This is a genomic window from Agrobacterium sp. (genome assembly GCF_059499945.1).
In genome coordinates this window covers 48,101-68,249 of record NZ_JCABZP010000001.1, presented here as the reverse complement: position 1 = coordinate 68,249, position 20,149 = coordinate 48,101, and the positions used below count along the sequence as shown (strand labels likewise).

The following is a 20,149-nucleotide window of genomic DNA, read 5'->3' as shown; positions in this document are numbered from 1 at the left end:
TTCACTTGGAAGAGATGCAAGCAGAGCGATGGAAGGCTTGTCTGCGAGCGGATATAGGCTGGCTCGCCCGCTCGGTGGCGAAGCGTCAACCGTCAGGACGGCCGGGCGAGAACGGATTCCAGGCATCCGATCAGACTGACGATATTGACCGGCTTGCCGAGAAAGGCCAAAGCGCCGCCGTTCAAGGCCGCATTCCGGGTGCGCTCATCCTGATAGGAGGTGACGAAGATCATCGGCGGGTGGTTGCCGCGCCTGTTCAGCTCGCTCTGCAACTCGATGCCGGAAAGACCGGGCATTTTGACATCCACGACGATGCAGTCGATGTCCGCCTGCTGCTTCGATTCCAGGAATTGTTCGGCAGAAACAAACAGGCGGCATTCGTAACCGAAGGACATGATGAGATCATCCATGGCTTCGCGAATGGCGGGATCGTCGTCGACGACGGCAATGACGGGAACGGGGGGCAATGAAAGCGACCTTTTCTGTTTTTCTTTCTTTCTCTATGCGCCCATGCCGCTCTCAAAGATACCATACTAAGATACAGGTGGCCTGAACTTCTCGCCGATCAGCTCCGCTTTCCGCACGAGGTCGGCAACCGATCTCGCTTCCATTTTGCGCATGACATTGCCTCGGTGCAGTTTCACGGTGACTTCGCTGATGCCGAGCTCATAGGCGATCTGCTTGTTCATCAGGCCGCGGACAACGGCGCCCATGACCTCGCGTTCCCTTGGCGTCAGCTGTTCGGCAAGGGAGGTGACTGCCTCGTTCTGGGCGCTTTCGCGGCGGCGCGACGCATCCCGCTCCATCGCGGCCGCGACGGCGTCCAGAATGTCCTGTTCCTTGAAGGGCTTGGTCAGAAAATCGACAGCGCCGGCCTTCATCGCCCGCACGCTCATCGGGATATCGCCGAAGCCGGTCATGAAAATGATCGGCATCCGGTTGCCGACGCGTTCCAGCTGCATCTGGAAATCAAGACCGCTTATGCCCGGAAGCCGCACATCAAGCAGCAGGCAGCCGGGCCGGTTCAGATTGGCTTTTTCAAGAAAGGCGGCGGCGCTGTCGAAAGCTTCGGCATCGAACTTCATGGAGCGGAAAAGATCGGTGAGCGCCTCGCGCATCGACACATCGTCGTCGACGATGAACACGATGGGTGACGGCGGCTCCTTTGTCGTCTTGCGTGGCTCAGGCATGTTCCATCTCCTGGCTGATCGGCATGGAAATGGTAAAGACCGCCCCGCCGAGAGGATGATTGTCACCGGTAAGCCTGCCGCCCCGTGCTTCCAGTGTCGTGCGGCAGATGGACAGCCCCATGCCCATTCCCGTCTCCTTGGTCGTGAAAAACGGCGAAAACAGCTTTTCCTTCATCTGCACCGGGAAACCCGGTCCATTGTCGTGAACCGCAATATGAATATTGTCCCTGTCTTCGCGCTCCTTCCGCACCGTGATGGTGCGATTGCCGGTGCCCGCCTCGTCCATGGCCTGAATGGCATTGGTGAGAAGGTTGATGAGGACCTGCTGCAATTCGATCCTGACGGCCGTTATCGGCGGCGTGGCCGCTTTTTCCACATGCACCGTGGTTCCACTGCGTTCCAGCTCATGTTCGAGAAGGCTTAGCGTTTCGTCGATGAACTCATCGAGGTCGAAGGTTTCCAGCTTGCCGCTCGTATGGGCGAGCAGGCTGCGCGTGTTCTGGATGATTTCACTGGCGCGCTGCCCGTCGCGGATCATGCGTTCGGCCGAGCGGCGGGCGGCGGCAATATCCGGCGGATCGCGATCGAGCCAGCGCAGCAATGTCTGCGCATTGACGATGATGGCGCCAAGCGGCTGGTTCAGTTCGTGGGAGAGCGATGCGGACATGGCGCCGACGGCTGCCGCCTTCGAGGCCTTTGTCAGCTCCGCCTGTGCCTCGGCCAGCGCCTTCAGCGCCATTTCGCGCTGGGTGATATCCACCATGCTGACCACCACACGGTTGAAGGAGGCCGCCTCCGCGGGGAAACTGATTGAAAGAAGCACCAGCTTGTCTTCGCCGACGTCGGTGCGCACCACCACCTTGTCTTCGAAAACACGCCGGTTGTCGATGATCGCCTGCAGGACATCGACGAACTTGCCGGACGAAGAAACGACCGATTGCTGGAGGGTGCCGCGGATAGAGGAATCGTAACCCAGCATTTCCTTTCCGGCTTCATTCGATGCAACGACCGTGATGAGATCGATGCATTGCTGCGTAAAACCCGGATTGGCGCGCGCATGGGCCCGCATGTCGGTGATGCCCCGTTGCTTGAGGCCCATCAGCAGGGCGTGAAGCTTCGAATAGTCGCGTTCCCAGAGTGCGACGCGCGTACGGTCGAAAATGGAACGATAACGCTCCTCGCTTTCCTTCAGCGCCGCATTGACGGATAGCATTGCCAGCCGGGCGGTCTCCGTTTTCAAAAGCAGCATGGTTGTGACGGCAAGTGCCGCAAGGGCGACGACCAACCGAAGCGCCGACTGGAAATCCGCATCCTGCGCGTGGGTCGCTGCATAGGACAGGAGGGAAAGAATGGCGCAGGCGCAGGAGATCGCGATCAGTCCCGACCAGCTTACAGTCTGCGCAGCCAAAAGGACCGTGATGACATAAAGCACCGCGATCGCGCCTTCTATGTCGGTATAGGTATCGACGTAAAATACCGCGGCCGCCAGCGCCAGCGCCCCAAGGCCAAAGGCCAGATGGTGGGCTCGGCCTTCCGGCTCGCGCGCGCGAAACATCCTTGACGCAATCGACATTGTTCCCCCGATGCGATTTTTGCCGACAATACGGTTTTTTCAGCACAACCTGACCTATACATAGGTCTTGGTTGCCACCGTCGTCGAAACATCAGGATAGCGGTAAAACGGCACGGCGCTATATCGAAAAATCCGCATATATGGCCGGTCATCCACAGGCCATGCCTGATGGCCCGAGGTGAGGTCCAACCCAAACGGTGGGGAGAAGAGCGCGCAACGACCGCTGCGTTGCGCGCCGGGCCTTCGGTCGTCAGGCGGCTGCCGGGCTCACCGTGATCGGGACACCCTTGTAGGAAGGCGTTCCGGAAAGGCGGTCATAATGGCCGAGCGCCACCACCGCATTCATTTCCGGATAATAGCCTGCGGCCGACCCCTTCGGGATATTGTATTCGACGGCGGTGAAACCCTGAACGAGGTGTCGGTCTTTATTTTCTGGGCCGATGCCGTGAATATCGATGCGATCACCATCCTTCAGGCCGCGCTCCGCAAGGTCGTGCCGGTTCATGAAGATGATGTCCCTTCGGCCGAAGACGCCGCGATAACGGTCATCCATGCCATAGATCGTCGTATTGTACTGATCGTGACTGCGGATCGTGGTCAGCACGAGGGCTTCCGGATTGGAGATGAGCGGGTCTTCCTCAAGTCCTGTGGCGACAAGGAAATTGGCCTTGCCGCTCTGCGTGTTCCAGCGGCGGAAGGAGGCCGCGACATCAAGGCGAAAGCCGCCTTTTATCCGAACCCGGCTGTTGAAATCCCTGAAATCGGGAAAGACCTCTTCGATCTTGTCACGGATCCGGTCGTAATCGGCAATCAGCCAATCCCAGTCTATTCCATGGCGGCTGCCGATTGTCGCTTTGGCGATGCCCGCGATGATGGCCGGCTCCGACCTGACCAGCTCCCCGGGCGGGTTCAGGAAACCGCGAGAGGCATGCACCATCGACATCGAGTCCTCGACTGTCACGGCCTGCGGGCCCAAGGACTGGGTATCCAGATCGGTGCGTCCAAGGCAGGGCAGGATCAGCGATATCTTCGCTGTCAGAAGGTGCGAGCGGTTGAGTTTTGTTGCGATGTGAACGGCGAGATCGAGGTTGCGCATGCCCTTGAAGGTCGCGCCGGTATCCGACATGGCGACGGCGAGGTTTCCACCAAGACAGATTAGCACCCGGGACTCGCCGGCAATGATCGCCTCGACGGCCTCTATGGCATTGTGGCCTTTTTCCGCAGGGGGACGAAAACCGAAAGCGCGCTCCATGCCGTCCAGCAGCGCCTTGTTCGGGATTTCGGTGATGCCGACGGTGCGGTCGCCCTGTACGTTGGAATGGCCGCGAATGGGCGCTATTCCCGCACCCGGGCGGCCCATATTGCCGCGCAGCAGCAGGAGATTTGCGATCTGCTGCACGTTGCCCGTGCCTTTGGCGTGCTGCGTGATGCCCATGCCGTAACAGATGATGACATTGGAGGCGTTCACATAAATCCGGGCAGCGCTTTCAAGCGCCTCCTTCGTCAGCCCACTGACGGAGCAGATGGTGTCCCAGGAGGTAGCGTCGATGTCGGCGCACAGTGCGTCGAGACCGTCGGTGTGTTCTTCGATGAAGGTTCGGTCGAGCACACCGGCACCACCCGCCTTCTGGTTTTCTGCATCCAGTTCGAACACCGCTTTCATGATGCCCTTGAGGGCTGCGAGATCGCCGCCGGTGCGCAGTTGATGGTAGGCGGAGGCGATGGGCGTCGAAGAGAGTGTCGCCATTTCGATCGGGTCCTGTGGCGCGGCGAAGCGTTCCAGCGCCCGTTCCTTCAGCGGATTGAAGACCACGATCGGCACGCCGCGTTTTGCGGCATTATGCAGCGTCGTCATCATGCGCGGATGGTTGGTGCCGGGATTGTGGCCGAAGCTGAAGATCGCATCGGCATGATCGAAATCCTCTAGCGTCACCGTGCCTTTGCCGACGCCGATGGATTTCGGAAGGCCGACGCTGGTGGCCTCGTGGCACATGTTGGAACAATCAGGGAAATTGTTCGTCCCATAGGCGCGCACGAAAAGCTGATAGAGAAAGGCGGCCTCGTTGGACGCCCGGCCGGATGTATAGAATTCCGCCTTGTCGGGGTCGTCGAGCTTGTTGAGTTCCTGCGCGATCAGATTGAAGGCGTCGTCCCACGCGATTGGCTCATAGCGATCGCTTTCGGCATTGTAATGCAGGGGAAGGGTCAGCCGGCCGGCATCCTCCAGCTTGTGATCCGTCCATTGCCACAGTTCGGAAACCGTATGCTGGGCGAAAAATTCGGGTCCGGATCGTTTCGCCGTCGATTCCCAGGTGATGGCCTTGGCGCCGTTTTCGCAGAACTCAAAGGATGAGGTGTGTTTGGGGTCGGGCCAGGCGCAGCCGGGACAGTCGAAACCTTCGGGCTGATTGGCCTTGAGCAGCGTCATCGTGCCCTGCGCGACGATCTGCTGGTGCGCGAGCGTTTTCGCAACGGCTTTCAATGCATCCCAGCCGCCGGCTGGGTGATCGTATTTTTCAATACCTTCGGGCCGTTCTTCCGCCATGTTGGAATTCCTTCGATTTTGCAGATTGACGATTGTCGTGCCCGCTGAGGCTAACGCAACGGCGAAAGAGTAAACATAATACTCAGGCATAGGTTGCCTGCAGGTCCGAGGCCGAAACGAAAAAAAGGCCGCCTCCTGCGGCGGGGGCGGCCTTGGCGGATCGGGAGGAGATCCGCAGCTCCGGGGGAGGGGGACACCGGAGACGATGGCTTCTGCGAGCCAATCGCCCTGGGGCGGGGCGACAGGCGAAAACTATCCCGGGTTCGAAATTGCCGAAACTACACTTAGGTATCGGGTGGACTGTACCAGCAGCCGATTTCTCCCGAGCCATCCTTCTTTCTATCCTCGGTGCCGATCAGACAGCCGCAACAGGGGCGCTCAACAACGGGCGGTCGATTGCAAAAGGAGAACGATCATGGACACGACCACAGCCGCCAAAAACCGCAAGCTTCCACTCGCAACGCCGACCGACCTTGGCGCTGAAGCGAGCCGCGACATCTCCGCTGCGCTGACCGCGCTGCTGGCGGATGTCTTCACGCTCTACATCAAGACCAAGAATTTCCACTGGCATGTTTCCGGTCCGCATTTCCGTGATTATCACACGCTGCTGGACGAACAGGGCGCCCAGATCTTTGCGATGACCGACGACATTGCCGAAAGGGCGCGCAAGATCGGCGGCACGACCATCCGCTCCATCGGCCATATCGGCCGCCTCCAGCGTCTCCTTGATAATGACGCCGACTTCGTCACGCCGGAGGATATGCTTGCCGAACTGCGTGAGGACAACAAGCAGCTTACCGCCATCCTGCGGCAAACGCACAGCCTCACCTCCGACCTCAACGACCACGCCACCACCAGCCTGATCGAAAACTGGATCGACGAGACCGAGCGCCGCACCTGGTTCCTGTTTGAAACCACCCGCCGCGCCCGCTGAAACCAGGCAGGAAACCGAAATGACCGACAATCCTATCGAGCTCGCAATTTCCAGACGGTATGTTCTGCTGGCCGGCGCCGCTCTTTCCACCGCGATGGCCATGCCATCAACAGCCTTTTCAAAATCCATCCCATCCCGCAACGAAGGAGCATTTCCAATGACCGGATCATTCGTAAAGACCAAGGACGGCGTCGATATCTATTTCAAGGACTGGGGTCCGAAGGATGCCCAGCCGATCGTCTTCCATCACGGCTGGCCTTTGTCCTCCGACGACTGGGACGCGCAGATGCTGTTCTTCGCCCAGAACGGTTACCGCGTCGTGGCCCATGATCGTCGCGGCCACGGCCGTTCCCAGCAGGTGAGCGACGGCCACGACATGGATCATTATGCCGCCGATGCATCCGCCGTTGCCGAACATCTCGATCTCAGGAATGCGGTTCACATTGGCCACTCGACCGGCGGCGGAGAGGTTGCGCGTTACGTCGCCAAATTCGGCGAGCCGCAGGGCCGCGTTGCCAAGGCCGTGCTCGTCTCCGCCGTTCCGCCGCTGATGTTGAAGACGCCTTCCAATCCCGGCGGCCTGCCGATCGAGGTCTTCGACAGTTTCCGCAAGGGCGTAGCCGAAAACCGCGCCCAGTTCTTCCTCGACGTGCCGACCGGTCCGTTCTATGGCTTCAACCGTCCGGATGCCAAAGTCTATCCCGGTGTCATCCAGAACTGGTGGCGTCAGGGCATGATGGGTAGCGCCAAGGCCCATAATGACGGTGTAAAAGCCTTCTCGGAAACCGATCAGACGGAAGACCTGAAGGCGATCACGGTGCCGACGCTCGTTCTCCACGGCGATGACGACCAGGTCGTGCCGATCGCAGATTCTGCCGAATTGTCGGTCAAACTGCTGAAGAATGGTACGCTGAAGGTGTATAAGGGGTATCCGCACGGCATGCTGACCACCCATGCCGATGTCATCAATCCGGATCTGCTGGCCTTTGTGAAGAGCTGATCACCGGAAACGGCCGCCGCCGGAAAAAGCGGATGGCGGCCAATTTCTCGCGCGGAAGGAGATTCCGATGCCGTTCAAACCATCTTATGAAGACCTTGCCCTTCGTGACGGCATCGCAAGCCTGCCCGAGATGGAGGATATTCAGCTGGAGCTTCCTCTGTCCCCGCAGGCCGAGGCGGAAAACCGGATCGACGCGAACCCGGAGCCGTCGAGCGACGAAACGAAATTTCAGGACTGATCGATGCGATCGCCGTCCTCGACGGTAGCTTATTGTATCAGCAACCAGTCTGACTACATCGAGGTACCGTTTTCGGTTTCGGTGGAAAACTCTCGACACAACGCTTCTCCATCAAGTGACGCAATATCGTTATTCATGATGGAGATCCGAGATGACCAACGCAGTGTCGCTTCTGTCGATCCGCAGGGTTTTGAATGAGTTCTGCGCAGAGAACCGCCTGCCGATCGGCTGCTCGATAGCCGTTGACGCCGCAAAATACCTGATCAGGATCGCCTCCACGGACGCCGTGTCCGGATCAATGCTGCGATCTGCGCTGGATCAGTGGATGGCGGAACGTGTCGCGGTTGCGGCCTGAAATCTCCTGGCCTCAGATACGGAAAAAGCCGTTCCTCGACTGGTGTCGAGCGACGGCTTTTTTGGTGCAGAAACGCCCAAGCGTTAAATCGGACAGCAACACGAGGATGTGGTGAAGCGCGGTCCGGGAACCGCGCTTCCAGAATGACGTCTCTCAGCGCAGCTTTCTGAAAGCGTCACGAAGCTCTCTTGAGAAGATCCCGGGCTGCTCCCAGGCGGCGAAATGTCCGCCATGATCGACCTGATGATAATAGGTCAGCGATGGATAGGCCTGCCTGCTCCAGCTCTCCGGCGCCTGATAGATTTCCTTCGGGAAAACGGTGATGCCGACGGGGATCTTGATGTCCCTTGTCTTCTGGGCGTCCGCGCTGAAGTTGTTGTTGTTGTTTTCCCAATAGAAACGCGCGCCGGACGCGCCGCTGTTGGTCAACCAGTAGAGCGTGATATCGTTGAGCATTTCATCCCTGGAAAGCACGCTTTCGGGCTCGCCATTGCTGTCGCTCCATTGCGCGAATTTCTCGTAGATGAAGGATGCAAGACCGACAGGTGAATCCGACAGGGAATAGCCGATCGTCTGCGGTCTTGTGACCATCATTGCGCCATAGGCAGCGTTCCTGCCGAAAAACTCTTTGAGCGAGTCATAGGCATTTCGTTCCTGCGCAGACAGGTCCGCAGGGGCCGGATCACCGCTGTTGATGGCTTTCATGAGCGTAGCGGGAACGGTGGCCGGCATATTGAGATGGATGCCGAGCAGACCCTTTGGCGCCTGCCGGGCAAGCGCATCGGAAATGACCGAACCATGATCGCCGCCCTGGGAAACATAGCGCGTGTAGCCGAGGCGCTTCACAAGGGTGTCCCAGGCGCGCGCAACACGGTCCGGTCCCCAGCCCAGATCGGTCGGATGGCCTGAAAAACCATAGCCGGGGATGGAGGGAATGATCACGTCGAACGCGTCTTCGGCTTTGCCGCCATAAGCGGTCGGGTCCGTCAACGGGCCGATAACTTTTGTGAACTCGAAGATTGAACCCGGCCAGCCGTGGGTGAGGATGACAGGCAAGGCGTTGGGATGGCGTGAGCGGACATGAATGAAGTGGATGTCGACGCCGTCGATCGTGGTGATGAACTGCGGCAAGGCGTTGAGTTCTTTCTCTGCATTTCGCCAGTCATAGTCGCTGCCCCAGTATCGAACGAGATCCTGAACCCGCGCCAGCTGGATGCCCTGGGAGATATCGCCAACGGTTTCCTTATCCGGCCAGCGCGCATTCCTGATCCTGGCCTTGAGGTCGTCAATCTGTGACTGATCGACATGAACCTGGAACGGCCGGATGCTGTCGTCGGCAGAGGCGGTTTCGGATTGGGGTGGTTTGACAGTCTCAACTGCCAAGGCAGGGGTGAAGGCCATCAACACGGCCATTGCAGACCCAAGGACAATCGCGGTGCCGTGCCCGCCTTTTTCCGGGTGAAGGACGTCGGTCATATTTCTCTCCATATCGGTGTGTTCCGCGACCATTTCGCGTCCGAAACAGGTAGATGTTGATCGTATCCCGGCTGTTTCTTTCGACCTGCTGTTGCGTCACCAAACGTCGGTTTTCGCACGGCTGACACTTCTGGATACAAAGTCGGCCTGAAGCAGAACGGAGAGTGCGCCGTGACCGGCGCTGCAGACTTCTCGCGTTACGGGGTGAGAACGGCTCGCGGTTCGAGCATGCCGTCGAGACCGAAGGCGCCGATCTCCCTGCCGATACCGGATTGCCTGAAACCGCCGAAGGGGGCGCGAGGATCGTGCGGTGCGCCGTTGATGACGACGCGGCCGGCCATCAGCCTTGCGGCTATGTGTTCGGCACGTCTGAGGTCGGATCCAAGCACATAGGCCTGCAATCCGTAATCGCTATCATTGGCGATCTCGACGGCCTCATCTTCGTCCTCATAGGCGAGAAGACACAGGACGGGACCAAAGATTTCTTCGCGGGCGATGCGCATTTCGTTCGTGACATCTGCGAAAATTGTCGGGCGGGCGAACCATCCTTTTTCAATCCCGGCCGGTCGTCCGGTTCCGCCTGTCAGCAGGGTTGCTCCTTCTTCGACACCAAGCCGGATGTAAGTCTGAATCCTCTCCCACTGGGCAAGGCTGGCGAGAGGGCCTACCCGAACCTCCGGATCACGGGGATCGCCAACTTTGAATTTTTCAGCCGCCATCCTCAACCGCTCGGCAATCTCGGGGAGACGGGACCGCGGAGCCAGGATGCGGGTACCCGCGACGCAGGCCTGGCCGCTGTTTGCAAAGCCCGACATCAGGGCGACAGGTATGGCCTTGTCGAGGTCGGCATCCGGCAGGATAATGGTGGGTGCTTTTCCTCCCAGCTCCAGAACCACTCTTTTCATGCCGTCGATAGCCGCGCGTTGAATGATCTTTGCAGCCTGGGTGGAACCGGTGAAACTGATGGTCGCAACGTCGGGATCCTGCGTCAGCGCCGCACCGACCACCGGACCCGTGCCGTTGACAATGTTGAAAACCCCTGCCGGCAGGCCGGCCCGATGCAGCCTTCTCACCAGAATATCCGTCTGAAACGCACTCTGTTCGGCCGGTTTGATGACGAGGGACGAGCCTGAACCGATTGCATGCGCAAGCTTGGTGGCGATAAAACCGAAATTGCTGTTCCAGGGCGTGATGGCGGTGAGAACGCCGCGCGGCAGCATCGTGACCGTGCTTTTGCCCACGACCCGGTCAAAGTCGTAGTTCGCCACGGTCTCAGCCATAACATCAAAAATCGACGCTGCGTTTTGAACGGAGAAAGCCGTGAAATAAGCGGGCGCGCCGTATTCTTCGGTCATGACCTGCGTGAGCTCATCCGGTCGCTCTGCGATCGTATCGCGCAGGCTGCGCAGCATATCGATACGCTGCGCCTTGGTGGATGTTGCCATGGCGGGAAAAGCGCGTTTCGCGGCTTCCACTGCGGCCCTTGCATCATCGGCGTTGCCAAGCCGGACATCGCCGATTTTTTCTTCCGTTGCCGGATTGAAAAGGTCCAGCCGTTCATTGCCGTCTGGCACCACAAATTTACCGTCGACATAGATGTGTTCAATTGATCGCATTGATCTGGCCTCGTTTAAGATGGTTGGAAATCCGGCTCGTCTGGCCGCCGCGGAACGCGCTGGAGGCGCGCCGCATGGGGAGCAGGCAGGCTTCCTTGAGTTGATCAGAGGGATGGCAGGAAGAAGTTGAAACGCGAAAACGGCTGCGGCGGGCGCCGAGCCGTTCCCTTGTGGTCACATCGATGAAACTGCGCCCAGAAGTCCTGCAAGCGGCGAGGGCTCGTCGGATGTAGCATCATATACGCACGGTGCTGCGAATATCGCCGCAAACACGATGGCGACGACAAACGCACGGGCGGAAACAATCGGCTTAAGCGAGCTTGAGCGTAACATCGATGTTCCCCCTGGTTGCCTTCGAATAGGGGCAGATCTGGTGGGCATCCTCTATTATCGTCTGCGCGATGGGACGATCGATACCGGGCAGGCTGACAGTCAGGCGAGCCTGCAGAAAGAATTCGCCACCCGTTGTGCCGAGGTCGACCTCCGCATCGACAGTGGTGTCGGCTGGAAGCCGGAGCTGGTGTTTTGCCGCCGCCTTTGTCATGGCGCCGATGAAACATGCCGACCAACCTGCCGCAAAGAGCTGCTCGGGATTCGTGCCCGGCTTTCCGCTGCCCGGAGGGGAAAGCTTGATGCCAAGCGCGCCATCGTCACTTTGCGCCGATCCGTCACGCCCACCGGTCGTGTGGGTCTTGCCGGTATAAAGAACAGTCTCGATCTTGGTCACGGGAGGTTCCTTTCATTTTGCCGCTGTTGCGGCGTTTCGTGATAGGAGCTTTGTGACGGATCGGCGTATCCGGCATGTTTCCGGAAACTGCAAAACTGTATCGAAAAGTATCGTTGTTACTGGTTATCGTTGACCTGCGTCCCTCTCAGGCAAAAGCCACCTCGGCTGCAAGCCCGCCGCCTTGCCTGTTATAGAGGCGCACCGAGCCGCCGATTGTTCCGGCGAGCTGCTGCGCGATCGCAAGTCCGAGTCCTGTTCCGCCGGTGTCGCGGTTTCTCGAGGTTTCAATCCGGAAAAAGGGCTGCATGGCATTTTGCAGCATCTCGTCGGGGATGCCCGGCCCACGATCGAGCACCGTGATGACGACGGTGCCTTCAGTGCGCCGGTCGACCTTGATTTCCGCACTGCCCCCGAATTTGAGTGCGTTATCTATCAAGTTCGTCAGGATTCTTCGCAGGGCATGTGGCTTTGTCGATACTGTGCCGCGCACCATACCGTCAACCGTGACTGCTTTTCCGGTATCCTGATAGTCGTAGGCTAGGCTGTCGATGAAAGAGGCCAGATCGATACGTGAGGATTTCTCGCCATTGCCATGAGCGCTGCGTGCATAAGCGATACCATCCTGTACTAGACGTTCGATTTCACGCAGGTCACTGACCAGCTTTTCCTTTTCCGGCGTATCGTCTGCCATGTCGGCCCGCAACCGCATCCGGGTGATGGGCGTCTGCAGGTCGTGCGAAATCGCCGCGAGAATCTGGACCCGCTCCTCGAGGTATTGGGCGACGCGATCGCGCATCGCGTTGAAGGCGCGGGCGGCGTGGACAACTTCGCTTGGGCCGCTCTCACTCATCGGCAACCCCTTTTCGCCCGGATCCAACGCTTCGGCTGCCGCAGCCAGCGCGCTGAGCGGTCTGGTCGTCTGTCGCACTGCAAACCAGGTGCACAGAAGAAGAAGCGCCATCTGCGCGGCGAAGACATAAGGCAGCCATTCCGCCAGCGGCATCACGCCGCGCGGTGTCACGTCAATTGTCAGGGGCGAGCCGTCCGATAGCGTCAGATGCGCCTGAAGCCGCTTGCCGTCGCCGGGAATGGACTCGACCTTGACGGGGAAACGGTGTCCTGCGGCCTCCTCGATCCTCTGCGCAATTTCAGCGCCGCGGCCGGACATGTCGGAAACACCTGGAACACCCGGGCCGAGGACGAGTTGATAATTGCTGCGGCTCAGGCGATGGACCCATTGCGCCCGCTCTTCCGCAGGCAGGCGGTCGATTATGGCGATCGATACAGCCAGATCCTGCTCAAGAGTGCCGAGCATGATCGCCTTTGCCGACATATATCGTTCGGCAAAGAGGATGCTGAACGACAGACCGTAGGCAATGGCGAGGCCCGCAAGCAGGATGATGAAAAGTCTGGACCGCAACGAGCGCGGCCACCAGCCGGCGAGCAGGCGTGGGCCGTTCATATCCTCGGCTCCGAAATCTCCACGGGCACCGCAAAGACATAGCCCTCCGCCCGCACGGTCTTGATGTAGACGGGTTCGCGCGCGTCATCCCCCAGCCTTTGGCGAACGCGGCTCACGAGAAGATCGATCGACCGGTCAAAAAGTTCGGCATCGCGGCCCTGCGTGAGATTTAACAGCTGGTCCCGGTTGAGGACGCGCTGGGGATGATCGATGAAGACCCTGAGGAGCCGGTATTCGGCGCCGCTCAAGGCCACGGTCGTGCCCTCCCTGTCGAGCAGGTGACGGCCCACCGTGTCGAGGCGCCACTCACCAAAGGTCAGGAGCTGCCCGGCCTCGCTGATCTGCAGATTGGGAGGCAGCATCCGCGTCCGGCGCAGTATGGCTTTGATCCGCGCAAGAAGCTCACGGGCAGCGAAGGGCTTCGACAGATAGTCGTCGGCGCCCATTTCGAGCCCGATAATGCGATCCATCTCGTCATCGCGGGCCGTCAGCATCAGCACCGGCGTGGCTTTGTGTTTCCCCGCCCGCAGCTCTCGGCATAAAACTAGCCCGTCATCGCCAGGCATCATCACGTCGAGCACGATGAGATCGACGGTATTGCCGTCGAGAAAACTTCTCATCTGCCGTCCATCGGCCGCCACGCGCGTGCGCAGGCCGTTCTTCTTCAGGTAGCTGGAGACCAGCTCCCGGATTTCCCTGTCGTCGTCCACGACGAGAATATGGTCGATATGGTCCATTGGATGCCTTCGTCGTCCGGACGGTTCGAGTGGCCCGCTACCGCGCGCCCCGCTGTCACATGCAGTAAGACAACGGTTCGCGGGCTTCGGCAAGTTTAAAGCTTTGCGACGTCCAGAACAGCCCTGGCAAAAGCTTCTGGCGCTTCCTGCGGAAGGTTGTGGCCTATGCCGCCGATGATGTTGCGGTGCTGGTATTTGCCGGAAAACTTCGATGCATAGGCGGAAGGGTCCGGATGCGGAGCGCCGTTCGCGTCGCCTTCCAGCGTTATCGTCGGCACGGTGATGACGGGAAGTTTCGCAAGCTTACGCTCGTAATTATCGTACTTGGCTTCCCCGTCTGCCAGTGCCAACCGCCAGCGGTAGTTATGGATGGTGATGGCCACATGGTCGGGATTGTCGAATGCGGGGGCCGAACGATTGAAGGTCTCGTCACTGAATTTCCAGGTCGGAGATGCCGTCTGCCAGATCAGGCGCACGAAGTCGCGGGTGTTCGCTGCGTAACCCGCACGGCCGCGTTCCGTCGCGAAATAGAACTGATACCACCACGAAAGTTCCGCCTTGGGCGGAAGTGGCTTTCTATTGATTTCCTGACTGCCGATGAGATAGCCGCTGACCGACACGAGCCCGGTGCAACGCTCGGGCCAGAGTGCGGCCATGATGTCGGCGGTGCGAGCGCCCCAGTCATAACCGGCCACGACGGCCTGTTTGACGCCGAGTGCGTCGAGAAAGGCGATCATGTCGACCGCAAGCGCCGCCTGCTGTCCGTTGCGTGCCGTGTCGTCCGAGAGAAAACGGGTCGTGCCATATCCGCGCAGATAGGGGATGAGTACCCGATATCCAGCCGATGCAAGGATGGGTGCGACATCGACATAGCTGTAGATGTCATAAGGCCATCCGTGCAGCAGCAGCACGACTGGGCCGTCTGCGGGGCCGGCTTCTGCATAACCGACGCTGAGTACACCCGCTTCAACCTGCTTCAGGGCGCCAAAGGAGGTGGCTCCCTCGTGTCCGGTTGACGGCTGAGGCGAAGGCGCTTCGCCCTTGGCATGAGCAAGGCCTGCGGCCCCGAATTCGACGGCGGCAACCGTCATTGCGGCAATGCCGAAGAAGCGGCGGCGCTGGAAATTGATCTCGGAATTCATTGCTGTCTCTCCTGTCCATGTTGGATGCGGGCAGGTAACGCGGTGCGTGTATCCTCGATGTGTCCCAAGGGGGACGAATGTGAATGGTTTTGTAGCAGGGGGCATTCCGGATACAGACTGATACATTCGGTCAGCCCTCTGGACGCAATCAGCCGCCCCGGTGTCTGGGGCGGCTGTGTTGGACTTCGAGGCGGGCGCGGTTTATTTCGCAGATTGCCGGGCGGCCTGTTCGATGACGTCTGCAACCTTATCGGGCTGGGAGGCAAAAACCGCATGGCTTGCAGCAATCTCGGTCACCGCACTGCCGGCGCGCTTGGCCATGTCACGTTCGAGATCGGGGTTGATTGACCGGTCCTGCGTTGCGACAATCGACCAGCTTTTTTTGGTTTTCCAGGCGGGTTCGCCGGCCTTGGCGGCAAAGGCGGCCTTGGCGGCGAAGACCTGACTTCTTGCCATGAAGGCCGCGTCCTCACGCGGCAGATCGCCGGCGAAATCTTGTCCAAAGACGGCGGGATCGAGATAAAGGAACGTGCCATCCTTCGTCGGCTTGATGCCGTTGCCGGCCGGCGGTTTGGAGCCGGCGAGGTCGAGAAGGCTCTCTCCTTTCTCCGGCTGGAAGGCGGCGACATAGACCAGCCCGGCCACATCCGGCCGGTTGCCGGCTTCCGAGATCACCATCCCGCTGTAGCTGTGCCCGACAAGCAGGCTCGGCCCCTGCTGGAGATCGAGAACACGGTTGGTGGCCGCCACGTCATCGGCAAGAGAGGTGATGGGCTCCTGCACGATCGTGACGTTGAAACCACGGCTCTCAAGGATGTCTGTCGCCCTGCGCCAGGCCGAACCATCGGCCAGCGCGCCATTGACGATGACGATATTCTTCACCTCTGCCGCTTGTGCGGCAAAGGCGATCAGCGCGGTTGCGACGGCAAGCGCGAATTTTGGCATGAGACGATGGTGCATCATATTTCTCCTTTGGTTTTGATGGGAACGGGAGGAAAATCCGGGTCAGCCGAAAGTGAAGGCATAGGCCTGCGCGCCGGGGTCGAGGAAGCGGATGGCAAAGGTTCTCGCTTCGACGGCGCCGGTCTGGCGGACGAGCTGGTAAAGACGGGTTGAGGTGACGACGCCATTGCCCTCGGCATCCGTGTCGGCGCCATGATCCGCACCCGGCGGATGCCCGTCGACGGTGACCTGGAAACGAACCGGTTTTCCGGCGTTTGCCGGCCCAAGGACCAGATGCAGGTCACGGGCGCTGAAGCGGTAGGTTATGCCGCCATCAGCCGCATCAAGTGTGGCCGCTTCCGCGCCAACCGTCCAGGTACCGGAAAGTCCCCATTCGTTGAGGGAAGGCGTCTTGACGGAGTAGTCGCGCGGCGTGTCTGCACGCATCGCCTCGTTGGATGCGAAGCTGCGAGCCTGCCGGTAGCCTATATAGGTTTCGCCCGAGCGCATGTGCCCGATATCCGCACCGGCTTCGGCTCCTTTCGCCTCCGGGCTCACCGGCGCGCTGGCGGAGGCGCTGCTGCCGGCCTCGCGCAGCAGGTCCTGGATCGCCTCTTCGGTCTGCCGGTAATTGCCCTCGCCGAAATGGTGGTAACGGATCTGGCCCCTGGCATCGATCAGGTAATGCGCCGGCCAATAGCTGTTATCAAAGGCGCGCCAGATCCTGTAGTCATTGTCGATTGCCACCGGGTAATCGATCTTGAAGCCGGCGACGGCCTGTCTGACATTGTCGATCTTCTTTTCAAAGGCGAATTCGGGGGCGTGAACGCCGATGACGACGAGGCCCTGATCCCGGTATTTGTCCGCCCAGGCACGCACATAGGGAATGGTGCGGATGCAGTTGATGCAGGAATAGGTCCAGAAGTCGATGAGCACCACCTTGCCACGCAATTGCTCCCGCGTGAGCGGCGGGGAGTTGAGCCACTGGACGGCGCCATCGAGGGATGGGGCCTTGCCCTCAACCGGCAGCTCCGACCGGGCCGCGGCTGCGCTGCCGCCTGCCGCCGTCGTCACTTCAGGCGCTTTGGCGGTTTGGAGCCGATCGAGCACCCGCTGTTCGAAGGATGCCGTGCTCGCATAGGAAATCTGCGACAGGACACCCGTATCCAGCCCGAGTGCGATGACCGTGACGCCGGCAAGCACCGCCGCGCCAAGCGCCTGCCGAATCCGCTCGCTGAAACCCAGAGACCGCTTCATAACCGCAAATACCCGGCCGCCGATGAGGATGGCGACGGCAAGGGATGTCGCTGCCCCGGCGGCATAGGCGGCAAGCAGCAGGCTCGTTTCCAGATTGGCCCCCTTCAGGGCCGCCCCCGTCAGCACGAGCCCGAGGATCGGTCCGGCGCAGGGCGCCCATAAAAGGCCGGTGGCGATGCCGAGTATCAGCGAGCCCGCAATCGTCGGTACTGACCCGGGCTTGCCGCCGGCATTGGCGAGCCGGTTACCGAGTTCGACGACCGGGCGGGTGATGATGCTGGCCGCACGGGGCGAGACCAGCCCGACGCCGAAGACCGCAAGCAGCGCAAGAGCCGCGAGCCGGCCATATTCATTGGCGCTGATTGCCCAGCTGCCGCCCACCGCGGCCAGCGTCGCGACGGCGCAAAAGGTTGCCGCCATTCCCGTAAGCAGGGGCAGCGTGCTGCGCAGGAACGGTTGCCCGGCCCGCGCAAAAACGAAGGGAAGGATGGGCAGGATACAGGGGCTGAGAATTGTCAGCGCCCCTCCGAGATAGGCAATGACCAGAAACGTCATCATCTTGTCCTTTCAGGCAGGAATTTGCGGCTCCGGGCGGCGAAGGCGACCCGGTGATGGCGCCAATTTCCCGGTCTCACGTATCCCTGATGTGTCGGGGCTTCGGTGAATTTGTATTCGAGTGTAAAAGCCGCCAGCGGCGCACGGCCGCGAAAGCGAAGCCTGTCATTCGTCACTGCGCATAGCGCGTGAAGACGAAATCATGGTCCTTGACGTTGCCTTCGTGGCAGGAGAGACAGGTCTCATGCTGTGCGGCATCCACCGGCTTGCCGTTGACAAACCGCCCGAAGCCCCAGCCGTGGCTGCCGGCATATTTCTTGGAATCTTTCACCATCACCTGCACGGTGGTTGCCGCTCCCGGCACCGTGGCCGGAGGAAACTCGGTGGATTGCTGCCGCTTATAGGCAAGCTTCACCAGTATCGAGCCATCGGGAAAGGGCAGGGTTCCGCTCTTGTAGGCGTTGACGGCGATATCGTTTGCCAGAACAGCGCGAAGCTCGTCCAGCGGCGGCGCTTCCTGCGCGGGCGCGATGAACTTCCAGTCACGATATCCTTCGGGAAGAGTGACGCCATAGATGGGAGAGGCGTTTTCCGGCGGCGTGTCCGCAAAGCTCGAATAAGCGGCCCCAAAACCTGCTCCCGCAACCGAGAGAACGACGGCAAAGAAAATCTGGCTCTTCATGAAACATCCTGCCTGATCCGAAAAAGATCAGGCAATGATCTGCGCCGGAGGTATCCGGCATGTTTCATGAAACCCGCATTTATGTATCAGATCGTAGCAGGGAATGTGCCCATCAAGCCTGTGGCTAGATCAGCCTTTCCGCGACGCATTCTTCATCGTTTTGCCGCTTGCGACAGCAAACCAGCGTCGCCGGCCAAGAAACATTTCCGGTGTGGCGGCATGCAGATGCGCAGGAACGACAGTGCGATACCGAGAGCGGGGGACCGGGAGCGTTAAAAACATGCGTGCTGGCGTCAGGCAACGCCAGCACAATTGCGCGTAATCAGGTGCCTTGCCTCCAAAGGGTGCGAGGAGGAAAAGGCAACAATCAATCAGGACGCTGCAGCAAGGCCAGAGCGACCGTGGATGCAGCCAGGATCGCGGTCAGAGCCAGCGGAGCAGTTGCACCGTAGGAATCCACGATATAGCCGCCGAAAACCGCACCGATACTGATGGCCACCTGAAAGGAAACGACCATCAGGCTGCCTGCTGCTTCCAGGGCGTCGGGTGCGCCGCGGGAAAGGTTGGTCGGCAGCACCACGGGCGCCATGCCGAAGGCAAGGCCCCAAAGGGCGACGAGGGCAAATGCGGCACCGGTATGAACACCCCAGACAACGAGGGCGATCGTCGCAAATGCCATCAGGGCGGCGGTGACGATGAGCGCGAGGCGGATACTGGTGTCAGCCATCCGGCCCCCCAGCACATTGCCGATCACCGAAGCGACGCCAAAGCCGAGCAGGGCGAGGGCAATCGGCGTGGTCTCAAGCAGCGTCACCTGTTCGAGGAAGGGACGCACATAGACCGAACCGGCGAAATGCCCCGTCATCAGCAACAGGATTGCCAGCATCCCCAGTTGAACGCTGCGCCGCCGCGTCAGCCGCAGAACATCGGAAAGACTGTTGCTCGTACTTGCCGGCAGCGACGGCAGGCTGAGTATCTGCAGCAGCATCGCAATTACGGCAAGCCCCGCCGTCATCGACATGGCGATGCGCCATCCCAGCCAGTCGCTGATCAAGGCACCCATTGAAGGGGCAGCGATGGTGGCAAGCGAAACGCCGAGGGTGACGATAGCCATGCCGCGCCCGGTCGAGTTTGCGCCAACGAGCCGTGCAACAACCGCAACCGAAAGCGCCCAGAAACCGCTGAGCGCGATACCCAGTCCGGCCCGGCCCACCAACAATAGCCAGAAATCGCTCGCAAATGACGCGAGAATGTTGGAGCCGATCGCCAGCGCACTAAGACCGACAAGCACGCTCTTGCGGTTTAGTTTGCCGATGAGAACGTTGCTCAGCAAGGCCGTCACGGCGCCCACGGAAGCTGTAGCCGTAACAACCTGCCCGGCTGTACCCTCGGTAATGCCGAGATCGCGCGCCATGGGCGTCAACAATCCCGCTGGCAGAAACTCGGCCGATACCAGCGCAAAACTGGTGGCCGCCATCGAAAGAACCGCAAACCAGGTTGCGGTGGTCCATGCGGGTTCCTCTGCGGCCTCCAGGCCAATCGTTGCCCCATCAAATTCTGATGTCGTGTCCGTCATGGTCTCTCTCCTTGAGTTGGGAGAGTTTTAGACGAATTTTTTCGGATGATATGTATCTAAAAATCCGAATTTCATGCCTATTCCTCCGAAATTTGTGCGTTGCACAACGTTTGGATGTACATGTGCGTGGCCGCTGTTTCAG

The 20,149-nt window shown here is 60.0% G+C and carries 18 protein-coding genes; 4 read left to right on the top strand and 14 right to left on the bottom strand.

Going from position 1 to position 20,149, the window contains the following annotated elements; translation table 11 throughout:
• Nucleotides 1-92: 92 nt before the first annotated feature.
• From AC5I5B_RS00320 to AC5I5B_RS00305, 4 genes are all read right to left on the bottom strand, one after another.
• Nucleotides 93-467 carry a response regulator transcription factor gene (locus tag AC5I5B_RS00320; RefSeq protein WP_003508307.1) on the bottom strand — a complete coding sequence of 125 codons (375 nt, stop codon included), beginning with the start codon at nt 465-467 and terminating at the stop codon, nt 93-95.
• A 66-nt stretch (nt 468-533) separates the two neighbouring features.
• Complete coding sequence (locus AC5I5B_RS00315; protein ID WP_060723814.1) at nt 534-1,190, bottom strand: response regulator transcription factor; 657 nt, start codon at nt 1,188-1,190, stop codon at nt 534-536.
• Nucleotides 1,183-2,763, bottom strand: coding sequence for a PAS domain-containing sensor histidine kinase (locus AC5I5B_RS00310; RefSeq protein WP_112958792.1), 1,581 nt, complete (start codon nt 2,761-2,763; stop codon nt 1,183-1,185). The genes AC5I5B_RS00315 and AC5I5B_RS00310 overlap by 8 nt, the downstream gene beginning before the upstream one ends.
• Nucleotides 2,764-3,013: 250 nt before the next feature.
• Nucleotides 3,014-5,308: an FdhF/YdeP family oxidoreductase gene (locus tag AC5I5B_RS00305; RefSeq protein WP_112958793.1), complete on the bottom strand. Its 2,295-nt coding sequence runs from the start codon at nt 5,306-5,308 to the stop codon at nt 3,014-3,016.
• A gap of 415 nt (nt 5,309-5,723) precedes the next feature.
• Between AC5I5B_RS00305 and AC5I5B_RS00300 the strand changes: the two genes are divergently transcribed.
• The 4 genes from AC5I5B_RS00300 to AC5I5B_RS00285 all read left to right on the top strand — a co-directional run bounded on the left by AC5I5B_RS00300 (nt 5,724) and on the right by AC5I5B_RS00285 (nt 7,835).
• Nucleotides 5,724-6,242, top strand: a complete 519-nt coding sequence (locus AC5I5B_RS00300; RefSeq protein WP_003508311.1) for a Dps family protein — start codon at nt 5,724-5,726, stop codon at nt 6,240-6,242.
• Between the two features lie 19 nt (nt 6,243-6,261).
• Entirely contained in the window at nt 6,262-7,242 is a 981-nt protein-coding gene (locus AC5I5B_RS00295; RefSeq protein ID WP_112958794.1) for an alpha/beta fold hydrolase, read from the top strand.
• A gap of 67 nt (nt 7,243-7,309) precedes the next feature.
• On the top strand, nt 7,310-7,480 hold the full coding sequence (locus AC5I5B_RS00290) for a hypothetical protein (RefSeq protein WP_003508313.1): 171 nt from the start codon (nt 7,310-7,312) through the stop codon (nt 7,478-7,480).
• A 151-nt stretch (nt 7,481-7,631) separates the two neighbouring features.
• On the top strand, nt 7,632-7,835 hold the full coding sequence (locus AC5I5B_RS00285) for a hypothetical protein (RefSeq protein ID WP_003508314.1): 204 nt from the start codon (nt 7,632-7,634) through the stop codon (nt 7,833-7,835).
• 153 nt (nt 7,836-7,988) lie between these two features.
• On the opposite strand, the gene AC5I5B_RS00280 is transcribed toward AC5I5B_RS00285, so the two are convergent.
• The 10 genes from AC5I5B_RS00280 to AC5I5B_RS00235 all read right to left on the bottom strand — a co-directional run bounded on the left by AC5I5B_RS00280 (nt 7,989) and on the right by AC5I5B_RS00235 (nt 20,007).
• A complete protein-coding gene (locus AC5I5B_RS00280; protein WP_112958795.1) occupies nt 7,989-9,311 on the bottom strand; it encodes an epoxide hydrolase family protein in 1,323 nt (440 codons plus the stop codon).
• Nucleotides 9,312-9,508: 197 nt separating this feature from the next.
• Nucleotides 9,509-10,927 (bottom strand): aldehyde dehydrogenase family protein, encoded by a 1,419-nt coding sequence (locus AC5I5B_RS00275; RefSeq protein ID WP_112958796.1) that lies wholly within the window; start codon nt 10,925-10,927, stop codon nt 9,509-9,511.
• 310 nt (nt 10,928-11,237) lie between these two features.
• Entirely contained in the window at nt 11,238-11,654 is a 417-nt protein-coding gene (locus AC5I5B_RS00270; RefSeq protein WP_112958797.1) for an Ohr family peroxiredoxin, read from the bottom strand.
• 145 nt (nt 11,655-11,799) lie between these two features.
• Nucleotides 11,800-13,116: an ATP-binding protein gene (locus AC5I5B_RS00265; RefSeq protein WP_112958798.1), complete on the bottom strand. Its 1,317-nt coding sequence runs from the start codon at nt 13,114-13,116 to the stop codon at nt 11,800-11,802.
• Nucleotides 13,113-13,853 carry a response regulator gene (locus AC5I5B_RS00260; protein WP_112958799.1) on the bottom strand — a complete coding sequence of 247 codons (741 nt, stop codon included), beginning with the start codon at nt 13,851-13,853 and terminating at the stop codon, nt 13,113-13,115. Before AC5I5B_RS00260 ends, AC5I5B_RS00265 begins: the two co-directional genes overlap by 4 nt.
• A 95-nt stretch (nt 13,854-13,948) precedes the next feature.
• A complete protein-coding gene (locus AC5I5B_RS00255) occupies nt 13,949-14,995 on the bottom strand; it encodes an alpha/beta fold hydrolase (protein ID WP_112958800.1) in 1,047 nt (348 codons plus the stop codon).
• Between the two features lie 201 nt (nt 14,996-15,196).
• Nucleotides 15,197-15,955 (bottom strand): alpha/beta hydrolase, encoded by a 759-nt coding sequence (locus AC5I5B_RS00250; RefSeq protein ID WP_495752188.1) that lies wholly within the window; start codon nt 15,953-15,955, stop codon nt 15,197-15,199.
• 45 nt (nt 15,956-16,000) lie between these two features.
• Nucleotides 16,001-17,749 (bottom strand): cytochrome c biogenesis protein DipZ, encoded by a 1,749-nt coding sequence (locus AC5I5B_RS00245; RefSeq protein WP_495752197.1) that lies wholly within the window; start codon nt 17,747-17,749, stop codon nt 16,001-16,003.
• A 172-nt stretch (nt 17,750-17,921) separates the two neighbouring features.
• Nucleotides 17,922-18,431, bottom strand: a complete 510-nt coding sequence (locus tag AC5I5B_RS00240; protein WP_003508332.1) for a cytochrome P460 family protein — start codon at nt 18,429-18,431, stop codon at nt 17,922-17,924.
• Between the two features lie 367 nt (nt 18,432-18,798).
• Nucleotides 18,799-20,007 carry an MFS transporter gene (locus tag AC5I5B_RS00235; RefSeq protein ID WP_495752187.1) on the bottom strand — a complete coding sequence of 403 codons (1,209 nt, stop codon included), beginning with the start codon at nt 20,005-20,007 and terminating at the stop codon, nt 18,799-18,801.
• Nucleotides 20,008-20,149: the final 142 nt, after the last annotated feature.